Below are 6533 nucleotides of genomic sequence, written 5' to 3' on the forward strand. Positions count from 1 at the left end.
GGGTCAGACCGCGGCCATCCAGGCCGCCCAGTGTTCGATGCAGGCCCGCACCTTGGGCAGGCGGTGGCGCTCGCGCAGCATCACCGCATACATCGGCAGCGGCTTCTCACCAAACCACTGCGGCAGCACCGGCAGCAACTCGCCGCTGCGCACCAGCGGCCGCGCCACCAGATCGACCAGGCGACCGATGCCCACGCCGGCGCGCACCAACGCGAGCACGGTGCCGGTGTCGCTGGCGCGGATCGACGGGCTGACCGTCCAGCGGCGCTGCTCGCGGCCCTCGCCCGCCGTCCAGGTGTTGAGCACCGGCATCAGCGCATGGCCCACCAGCTGGTGGCGGGCGAGTTGTTCGGGTTCGGTCGGCAGGCCGTGGGCCTCGGCGTAGGTCGGTGCGGCGTACAGGCTGCGGCTGAGCTGGCCAATCTCGCGCGCCACCAGGTCGTCGCCAGCGGGCGTGCCGGTGCGGATCGTCAGGTCCAGCCCCTCACGCGCCATGTCGACCATGCGGTCGTCGGCCACGATGTCCAGCCGCAGCCCGGGGTGGGCGGCCAGCAGCGCGGGCAGGCTGGGGGCCAGCACCGCCTGGGCGATCACCGCGCTGCAGCCCACCCGCACCCAGCCGCGCGGGCCGGCCAGGCGACCGGAGAGCTCGCTTTCCAGTTGCAGGCTGGTCTGCAGCATCTGGCGTGCATGGGCCAGCACGGTGTCGCCTTCGTCGGTCAGCGTCAGGCCGTGGGTGCTGCGGTGGAGCAGGCGCGCGCCGCACTGCGCCTCCAGCCGCGCCAAGGCCCGCGTGACCTGGCTGACCGGGCCGTTGCGCTCGCGCGCGGCGGCCGACAGCGTGCCCAGCTCCACCACGCGGACGAACAGGGCCAGGTCATCCAGCTGCAAATTCATGCCCATATTTTGCAATTTTTGCAAAACCAATTCGCATGGAAGGCGGTTTCCAGCCGGTGGTGCCTTCAATACAGTGCACTCACACCCCTCCGCTGGAGCACACCATGGACCTTGAAGAACGCGCCCGCCTCCACGCCGAGGCCATCGACCGGGCCCACCAGTTGCGCGAAGCCGCGATCGCCCAGGCCTGGGACTGGCTGCTGGGCCAGGTGCTGCGGCCGTCGACCGGCGCCGCCCGCGCCGGCCGCCGCCTGACGCAGCGCCTGCAGCGCCACCAGTCCCGCCGCCTGGAGACCCCGGCATGCCCATCCTGACCGTGCTGCTGGGCGTCGCAGCAGACGACGCCCTGGCCACCGCAGTGGCCGACGAGCTGCTGGACATCACGGTGGACACGCTGCACAAGCGCCGCGACCTGACCGCGGTGGCGCTGCAGTTCGTGCCACCGGGCCAGTGGTTCATCGGCGGCCAGGCCGGCGCGCCCACCGCCTTCGTCGAGATCCGCATCAGCGCCGGCAGCAACCGACCCGAGGAGATCGCCGCCTTCGTCGCCGCCGGCCACCGGGCGCTGGACGCCCGCCTGGGCCTGCACGCGGTGAGCTACGTGCAGGTGCAGGAAGTGCCGGCAGCGCATTGGGGCTGGGGCGGCCGCACCCAGGCGGCGCGCGCCGCCGCTGCATGCTGATCAGCCCAGCGTGCGCCCCAGGAAGCGCAGCGTGCGGTCCCAGGCGCGCGCGGCCCACACCGCGTCGTACTGCGTGGCGGGGATGCGCGCCGGTCCCACCGCGGTCTCATTGGCAAAGGCGTGGTGGGCCAGGTAGCGGTGGAACTCGTGCGCCACGCCGGCCTCGGTCAGCTTCGCGGCCAGCGCGTCCACGGTGGCGATCGGGAAGAACTGGTCCTGCTCGGCCCAGTGGCCCTGCACGGGCACGGTGATCTTCGAGGCGTCGATGTACTCCAGCGGCGGACAGCCGTACCAGACCACGCCGGCATCGGCCTCGGGCGCGTTGCACAGCGCCAGCAGCGTCAGCGCGCCACCCATGCAGAAACCGGTGACACCCACCTTGCCGCCGCCGGCCTTCAGGTGCTGGACCGCGCCGCGGATGTCCTGCGACGCCGCCTCGCCAAAGTTCAGGCCGTCCATCAGGTGGTGCGCCTCCTCGGCCTCCACCGTCGATTGGCCCTTGTACAGGTCCGGCACCAGTGCCCGGTAGCCGGCCGCCGCCAGGCGGTCCGCCACGCCGCGGATCTGGTCGTTCAGGCCCCACCACTCCTGGATCACCACGATGCCGGGCGCGCCGGCCGGCTGCGCGGGTTCGGCCAGGTAGCCGGCGGCGCTCTGGCCGTCGGGGCGTTGGAAGCGGATCATCGTGCCCATCGGTGGCTCCTCGGTCTGTGCATTCAAAGGCGTTGGATGGCCGCAGGATACGACGACACCCCGGGCGATTCCGCTCAGGGGTTTCAAGGGGGGGCGAGGGGCGACAGTGCCGCCGCCCGCTACCATCGCCGCTCCTCATCAAGGACCTGCCACACCACCATGCGTACCCTCCGCATCGCCCCGCTCACCCTGGCCCTGCTGGCCCTGACCGCCGGCCTGACGCTGAGCGCACCTGCCACCTGGGCTCAGAGCGCCAAGCCGCGCATCGAGAAGGCGGCCGACCTGCCCCGCTTCAGCTACCCGGTGAAGGGTCCGCTGGAAACCCTGGTGCGGCAGACCGAGGCCTATGCGCCCTTCGCCGCCGCGCTGCGCCGCGACATCGAGTCGGTGCTGGCCGGCTACGAGATTCCCGACGTCGGCACGCGGCGTGACCTGCTGAGCACGCTGGCCATCATGGACTTCCTGGACGGCCGCTACGACAGCGCGCTGCAGCGCGCCGAGCTGGTGCGCAGCCTGCAGGACAAGCCCGCCGACAAGCTGATCTCGGCCCAGCGCCTGCGCGCCATGGCCAGCGCCGCGAAGCAGCATGCGCTGGGCAGCCCGGCCTACCGCGAGGCGGTGGCCCGCTTCATCAGCAGCGAGCTCGCGCCACTGCCCTACCCGGTGATCGCCAACGACATCAAGGGCGCCAAGGCCAGCGCCGAGCTGATCGGCGAAGCGCTGGCGCTGGGTCGCGTGCGCGAGGTGGTGCAGCCGATCGCCGACAGCTCGGGCGCGGTGAGTTCGGAATTCGCGCCGATGATCGTCTTCGCCCGCTTCGCGCTGATCGGCACCCTGCCGCTGAAGCAGACCCTGATCGACACCTACACCGCCTACCTGGCCCAGCACCAGGTGGCCAAGACCGACATCTGGGCCGCCCGCGACGTGGCCCTGCAGCCGGCCGACGTGAAGGCACCGGTGGTGCTGGCGGTCTGGGACAGCGGCGTCGACACCGCGCTGTTCGGCAACCAGGTGGTGAAGGACGCCCAAGGCCAGCCGCAGGTCATTGGCTACGACAAGTACGCCCGCCCGGCGAACACCACGCTGGCACCGATTCCCGCCGAGCTGCGCGGCAAGCTGCCGCAGATGGTGGCGCGCAGCAAGGGCTTCTCCGACCTGCAGGCCAACATCGACAGCAAGGAGGCCACCGAGGTCAAGACCTGGCTGTCCACGCTGGCCCCGGCCGACTACAAGGCGGCGATCGAGGAGATCAACCTGGCCGGCAACTACGAGCACGGCACGCATGTGGCCGGCATTGCCATGGCCGGCAACCCGGGCGCGCGGCTGCTGGTGGCGCGCATCGAGTTCGGCCACACGCTCCAGCCCGATCCCTGCCCCACGCGCGAGCAGACCGAGCGCGAGGCGGCGTCGATGCACGGCACGGTGGCGTTCCTGAAGCAGCACGGTGCGCGCGTGGTCAACATGAGCTGGGGCGGCAACGTCAAGAGCATCGAGAGCGATCTGGAGCAATGCGGCCTGGGCAAGACGCCTGAAGACCGCAAGGCCATGGCGCGCGAGTACTTCGACCTGCTCAAGCGCGCCGAAACCGAGGCCATGGCCAGCGCGCCCGGGATCCTGTTCATCGCCGCCGGCGGCAATGACAACAGCGATGCCAGCTTCAACGAGTTCATCCCTTCGGGCATCGTGCTGCCCAACCTGCTGACGGTGGGCGCGGTGGACCTGGCCGGCGACGAGGCTTCGTTCACCAGCTACGGCCCCACGGTGAAGGTGCACGCCAACGGCTATCTGGTGGAAAGCTACCTGCCCGGCGGTGCGCGCGTGGCGCTGTCGGGCACCTCGATGGCGGCACCGCAGGTGGCCAACCTGGCGGCCAAGATGCTGGCGGTCAACCCGAAGCTCACGCCACGCGAGCTGATCGACATCATCGTCGCCACCGCCGAGCCCAGCGCCGACGGCCGCCGCCGGCTGGTGCATCCGAAGAACGCGGTGGCACAGGCCCGTGCCCGATGACCGCGACGCCAGCCGGCTTCGACGACGCGCTGCTCGACACCGCCCGGCGCGCCGTGCTGGGCTGGCTGGCCACGGTGGACGCCGACGGCACGCCCAACGTCTCGCCCAAGGAGGTCTTCGCGCTGGTCGACGGGCACATCGCGGTGGCCCACATCGCCTCGCCCACCACGGTGCGCAACCTGGCCGAGCGGCCGGCGGTGTGCTTCAGCTTCGTCGATGTCTTCGTGCAGAAGGGCTTCAAGCTCAAGGGACGGGCGCGGCTGCTGCGCCCCGACGATGCCGATTTCCAGCGCTGGGCCGCACCTCTGCTGGCCATGACCCAGGGGCGGTTCCCGGTCCATGCGGTCGTGCTGATAGCGCCCACCCACACCGAGCCCATCCTCGCGCCCAGCTACCGGCTCTACCCCGAGCACACCACCGAGGCCTCGCAGGTGGCGCAGGCGATGGCGCGCTATGGCGTGCAGACCCGTGCTGACGGCGCGGCACCACCGTCCGATGCCGACGATGAACGGCTGCGCCTGGTCTCGGGGTTCAACGACCTGTTCGTGGTCATCGCCTGTGTCTTGCTGCTGGTCGCGTTGGCCGTGCTGGGCAAGGGCTGGCAGCCCTGGGCGGGTGCCTTGGCGGTGGCCGCCGCCGCTTGGGGTCTGGCCGAGATCTTCACGCGCCAGCGACGGCTGGCGCTGCCCTCGATCGTGCTGGCGCTGGCCTGGTGTGGCGGCGTGCTCGCCGCGGGTCTGATGTGGCGCCAGGGATTGCCCGACGATGGCACGCTGGTGGCAGCCATTGCCGCGACCGCCGCCGCCGCCGCACTGCACTGGCGGCGCTTCCGGGTGCCGATCACGGTGGCCCTGGGCTGTGCCGCTGCGGTGGCCCTGGCCCTGTTGCTGCTGCTGAGCCTGGCGCCGGGGCTGGAGCCCTGGTCGGGTGCGCTGCTGTCGGTCTCAGGCGTCGCGGTCTTTGCGCTGGCCTGGCGCTGGGATCGCCGGGACCCGACACGCCAGACCTGGCGCGCCGACGTGGCCTTCTGGCTGCACCTGCTGGCGGCTCCGCTGATCGTGCACCCGGTGTTCACCGGCATGGCGGTGGACCGCGGCCTGGGCTCAAGCATCGCCGTGCTGGCGCTGTACCTGCTGCTGGCGACTGTCTCCCTCCTGCTGGACCGGCGTGCGCTCATGGTGTCGGCGCTGGCCTATGTGGTCTATGCCCTGCAGGCCTCGCTGGAGCACCAGGGTGTGATGGAACACGGCCTGGCCGCCGCCGCGCTGCTGATCGGCGCGGCGCTGTTGCTGCTGTCCGCTCAGTGGCGGGGCGCCCGAAGCCTGCTGTTGCATGCCTTGCCCGTGAACTGGCGGGCCTGGCTGCCTCCCGCCCGCTGACACCGTCGACAATGCCCATGGCGCCCAGGCCCGAGGGCCCATACTGCGGACCTGATCGACCCCGCCTGCCTTGAGAGACCCATGACCAAGACCTGGCCCCTCCTGCTGGCCCTTGCTACCGCTGCGCCAACCCTGCCAGCAGTCGCTCAGGAACTGCCCACCCAAGTGCGGCGCACGCCGCTGCCCAGCAAGCATCCGCTGGTGGGCGCCTGGCGCATCGACGTGCCCGGTACCGCCTGCCACGAGGTCTACGACATCCACGCCGACGGCAGCATGTCGGTCACCAGCGGCGAACAGTCCGCGGAGTCCGAGTTCGAGATCGACCTGGAACCCTCGCCGCGCGGCTTCTACCGCTGGGTCGACAAGCTCGTCAAGGACAACGGCCGACCCGACTGCACAGGCCAGGTGACGGAGGTCGGCCACATCGCGGTCAACTTCATCATCATCCACCGCTCGGGCCGCGAGTTCCTGATGTGCGAGGACGAAAGCCTCAACAGCTGCATCGGGCCGTTCAAGCGACTCAGCGAAGACACCTGATCGCTGCCTGCTTCCTGCCCTGACCGGCCGTTGGGTCGACTGCGGCGGTTTGGCGCGGCGGGCGAGGGGGAGTTCGCTTGTCCTCATGCCAGGGCCAGAGGCCCTGGCCGTCGCCAGGCACAAACAGTCCTCAGGACTGTTTGAGTCCGGGCTCCGTCCCCCGGCCTGCGGCCTCCTCCTTAACTTCGGCCAAGCGAACTCCCCCTCGCCCGCTGCCAACGTTTCCGCGTCGCTCGCGCGAGCAGTCCCGAAACGGTGACCAGCGAGGTGGGGGAAAGGGGTCGAACGAAGTCAAGGAGGAGGCCGCAGGCCGGGGGACATGAGAGAGACCCCTT

Annotated in this window: 7 protein-coding genes; 5 read left to right on the forward strand and 2 right to left on the reverse strand. The window is 70.8% G+C overall.

The features are described from left to right. Nucleotides 1–3: 3 nt before the first annotated feature. Nucleotides 4–897 (reverse strand): LysR family transcriptional regulator, encoded by an 894-nt coding sequence (locus tag KAK07_RS13085; protein ID WP_210854110.1) that lies wholly within the window; start codon nt 895–897, stop codon nt 4–6. Nucleotides 898–1001: 104 nt separating this feature from the next. Between KAK07_RS13085 and KAK07_RS13090 the strand changes: the two genes are divergently transcribed. Then, nucleotides 1002–1211 carry a hypothetical protein gene (locus KAK07_RS13090; protein WP_210854111.1) on the forward strand — a complete coding sequence of 70 codons (210 nt, stop codon included), beginning with the start codon at nt 1002–1004 and terminating at the stop codon, nt 1209–1211. Beyond that, complete coding sequence (locus KAK07_RS13095; RefSeq protein ID WP_210854112.1) at nt 1199–1579, forward strand: tautomerase family protein; 381 nt, start codon at nt 1199–1201, stop codon at nt 1577–1579. Before KAK07_RS13090 ends, KAK07_RS13095 begins: the two co-directional genes overlap by 13 nt. Here KAK07_RS13095 and KAK07_RS13100 read toward each other — a convergent pair whose 3' ends face one another. Then, on the reverse strand, nt 1580–2263 hold the full coding sequence (locus KAK07_RS13100; RefSeq protein WP_210854229.1) for a dienelactone hydrolase family protein: 684 nt from the start codon (nt 2261–2263) through the stop codon (nt 1580–1582). 168 nt (nt 2264–2431) lie between these two features. On the opposite strand from KAK07_RS13100, the gene KAK07_RS13105 reads away from it, so the two are divergent. The 3 genes from KAK07_RS13105 (at nt 2432) to KAK07_RS13115 (ending at nt 6198) form a co-directional block, all read left to right on the forward strand. Beyond that, complete coding sequence (locus KAK07_RS13105) at nt 2432–4282, forward strand: S8 family serine peptidase (RefSeq protein ID WP_210854113.1); 1851 nt, start codon at nt 2432–2434, stop codon at nt 4280–4282. Next, nucleotides 4279–5661: a pyridoxamine 5'-phosphate oxidase family protein gene (locus tag KAK07_RS25325; RefSeq protein WP_247661098.1), complete on the forward strand. Its 1383-nt coding sequence runs from the start codon at nt 4279–4281 to the stop codon at nt 5659–5661. The genes KAK07_RS13105 and KAK07_RS25325 overlap by 4 nt, the downstream gene beginning before the upstream one ends. 81 nt (nt 5662–5742) lie before the next feature. Further along, the gene (locus tag KAK07_RS13115; RefSeq protein ID WP_247661099.1) at nt 5743–6198 is read left to right on the forward strand and encodes a hypothetical protein; all 456 of its coding nucleotides are present in this window, start codon (nt 5743–5745) and stop codon (nt 6196–6198) included. The last annotated feature ends 335 nt before the right edge of the window (nt 6199–6533 follow it).

Source organism: Ideonella alba (assembly GCF_018069875.1).
GTDB classification, from domain to species: domain Bacteria; phylum Pseudomonadota; class Gammaproteobacteria; order Burkholderiales; family Burkholderiaceae_C; genus Ideonella; species Ideonella alba.